Genomic DNA, 3,746 nt, shown 5'->3' on the forward strand with positions numbered 1-3,746 from the left:
TATTGCCAAACGGGGACAGTCGCAATATATTAAAGATACTAAAAACGACAGGAACAGAGGGCTCATTTGATGAAGCGGAAAAACTATTTTTCCGTTTAAAACTGGCTTCAAGTCGTTATCATTTGATAAAACTACTATCTGAATCTAATGGTGAAGCTTGGATTGATCGGTTAGCTAGTAATGTTTGTAAATGGAAATCGCCAACTTTTATAGCAAAAATATTCAAACTGCTTTTTGATGCAGGTAAAACAACACTATTGATTGATCTATATGGTCAATTATCAAATGAATACCAGCAACATAAGCAAATATTCACCTTTTATCTTGGCTCACTGCGAGTGACAGATCAGCTGAAAAAAGCCAAAGAAATGCTGGCCGCTGCTCCAGATTCTGTACCTGAAATCACCTTGCTGACGCAAAGCTTCTTTATCAACAAAAAAGAAAAGCGATTTGGCGATGCCCTTGGAAAGGCCAGACAAATATATCAACTTCAAACAGATAGAAACAAGCAACGCTGGGCTATGGCCATTGTTGAGTTGCTGGCGGCAGAGTCAGATTTTGAGGCAGCATACGCTTATGTCAAGCAGCACCCCCAGTATGCTGATGCCCTGCTGCCATTAATACATTTTCGTGAAGGTACGCTGGCAAAAATAGAAGATCAGTTAAAGTCCCGCATTCTTGCTGGGGAAGAGAATGATGAGCTGCATTATTATCTCTCTTATCTACACTGTGAGAGAAAAGAGTATGCTCAGGCTATTGAGCAAATTACAGCAGCTGTTCAACTTAAAGTAAATCGACGAAATGCTTTGCTTTATATATTGCTAAAAATTGTAGTTGAAAGTAATTTTGAAGCCTGTCTTGAGTTAATTAAAAACAATGGAATAGATAAAGATTTATTGTTTGCAAAATACTATGCTTATTCATTAATCCAGCTTGGTCGCTATCAAGATGCTGATGATTACTTATGCAAACAGGCAGATGTATTCAATGCTACAGAAAAAGGCAAGTATGAAAGGCTGCTTCTTCTATCTAACTCTGCACGATTGATTGGAAATCACCAAAAGTCATTCGCTTTGTTTTCTGAAATATTTCCCGAGAATCAACGAAGTTTTACCAGCAAAGATGATAAAACGCATTCATTTGCTGTAATGAACTTACAATCAACGGCTGATGTAGTTACAGATCATACTCAACCATTGATCTCTGTTATTATGACTAACTTTGGATGGTCTGAATATACTCCGGTGGCTATTCAATCAATATTGGATCAGACTCATAGTAATTTTGAGTTAATTATTGTTGATGACCGTAGTGATTCTAACTCTTACAGAAAACTCGCAAAATTTGTCAGAAATAAAAAAGATAAACGAATAAAACTTGTGAGACTGAAAGAAAATTCGGGCACATACAGAGCCAAGAACCATGCTTTAAAAATTTCAAATGGCGAATATATTACTTTTCAAGATTCTGACGATTGGTCACATCCATATCGACTTAGCTCCCAATTAGAATCTTTAAAAAAAGGTAGTTTGGCAGTGTTAACAAACTGCTTTCGGGTAAATATCCATAGTGTTGTTCATCTACATAGGAGCAATATTATCAGAGAAGCGCCTATTACTTTATTTTATAAACGTAAAGCTTTCGAAACTTTAGGTTACTTTGATTCAGTTCGGACATCTGCTGACAGCGAGTACATCAATAGATTAATTACTGTTTTCGGAAATGAAAAACTATACAAAATTGATATACCATATTATATAGCCAGTTATCATGAGCGCTCACTTACCTCTTATGGACCACTAAGTCTGGATCCAATCTTAGGTGTTAAAGGTGCTAGACGTGAATATTCAAAAGAATATAAAAAGTGGCATAAATTAATTAGTAATGGCTTAAGCCCTTACATAAAACCCAATAAAAACAAACGTTTTTTTGAAGCACCAAACTTAATTAAATATTGAACACAGTGATTTAAAAATGTTTGAACTTAGAAAAGAAGCAGATTTTTATTATGAAAATAGTGATTGGAAGAATTCAAGCAAATGCTTTTCAAACATTATAAAACAAGATAAAAGCCCACAAGTATATATAAAGCTAGTGAAGAGCAAAATCAAAGAAGGGCAAACTGATTCTGCGAAGTCAATCTTAAAAGAAGCAATAGAACTATATCCAAGAGGTTATAATTTTTATAGGTTATTAGGCAGTCTATTTTATGATGAGCAGAACTGGTTTGAGGCTATAATTTATTTTGAAAAATACTGTAAAATTGCAAATAATAAAGCAAGAAGTGAGGTACTTCAAAAACTGAAGGCTTCTAAAGAAAACATAAGAAAACACTTATTAAATAGCGAGCCAAATATTAATAAAAAAAATAAAGAAAAGTTGTCGTTTAACACTGGATTAATAAGTATCACTTATGATGACGGAAGACTAAACAATTATCAGTTTGCATATCCACTACATAAAAAGCATAAAGTACCTGCAACATTTTTTGTTATAACGGATCGTTTATTCGACAATAAACTTTACAAAAACTTTTTATCCTTAAGCGATGCTTATGAAGTTAGTAACTTTGGTATTGAAATATCAAGTCATACTGCATCACATGATGGAACTCGTCTGACAGAAATGGACATTAGCAAGCTTGATTATGAATTAAAAAGTAGCCAGAACTTACTGAAAGAAAAGCTCAACATATACACCAAAAGCTTAGCTATTCCTTACTCAAAATATAACAAACAAGTGCTGAGTCATGCTAGTAAATATTATGAAAACATTCGTATTGATGGTAACAAGTTTAATCATCCAACTAATGATAAAACACTATTGGTATATTCACACCCAGTTCGCAACACCACAACATTCGAAGACATTAAAAAGCTCATTGATCAAGCTGCAACTGAAAAAACCTGGCTTGTTTTAATGCTACATGGTGTACATGACAAACAGCAAAAAGGAGCCTATGACTGCGATGTTGCGACTTTGGAAAAAAACTCTTTTATATATTTCATTGCTAGGTGAAGAAATATTAAATCCAGTTAATTTTACTGATGGATCAAACTTATCAAGAAGGTTTTCAAACCAAACTAGGTTAACAAAATCACTTAAGCCAAAATCTCAGCCTATTCCTTTGCACGAAAGAGGACGTATAATATCTGATAGCAAAGATTATCGAATTACTTACTATGAACAAAAAAATAGTGATATATTAGTAATTGGTTTCGGTGGACTCCCATCAAAGTTAGACTCACCTGGTTTTGGTCGTAACTTATTCTTAAAAAAAGGTTATAACTATATATCAGTAGCACAACGCGAGCTTACACAATACCAAGGTTTATCATGGGAGAATTTCAAAGAAGCCGTAGATCCATACATAGATAATAAGAGAGTTTTCACATACGGCTCTAGTTTAGGTGCTTACTGTTCATTATATTATGGAGGGTGTATTAACGCTCAAATCATTTCATCTGCACCTAAAAATTCAGCACACCCTGAGATGCTGCAGAAAAAATTTAGCCATTTGAAATGGCAACATTCAGAATTAACAGACATTCCAATTTCAAATAAAAAACCAATCATCCTCCATGACCCTTTTCAAGTTGAAGAAAGAGAATATATTGAACGTTTCGTGAAGCCTGCGTACCCAGATGCTCGTCATGTAGTTTTACCTTTCTGGGGTCATACGATACTGAATACTATGAAACAATCAGGTGTTGTTAGTCGATTTATTACAAATATAATTGAGAATG

3 protein-coding genes are annotated in these 3,746 nt (G+C 34.1%); all 3 read left to right on the top strand.

The genetic code is table 11. The features are described from left to right. On the top strand, positions 1–1,958 hold a 1,958-nt coding region (locus KDK16_RS01420; protein WP_257274349.1), incomplete at its 5' end, for a glycosyltransferase. Between the two features lie 16 nt (positions 1,959–1,974). Further along, entirely contained in the window at positions 1,975–3,018 is a 1,044-nt protein-coding gene (locus tag KDK16_RS01425) for a polysaccharide deacetylase family protein (protein WP_257274350.1), read from the top strand. Next, positions 2,960–3,746, top strand: a 787-nt coding sequence (locus tag KDK16_RS01430; protein ID WP_257274351.1) for a hypothetical protein, incomplete at its 3' end; no start/stop codon positions are given. The genes KDK16_RS01425 and KDK16_RS01430, both read left to right, overlap by 59 nt.

This window comes from Endozoicomonas sp. SESOKO4, from assembly GCF_024606275.1.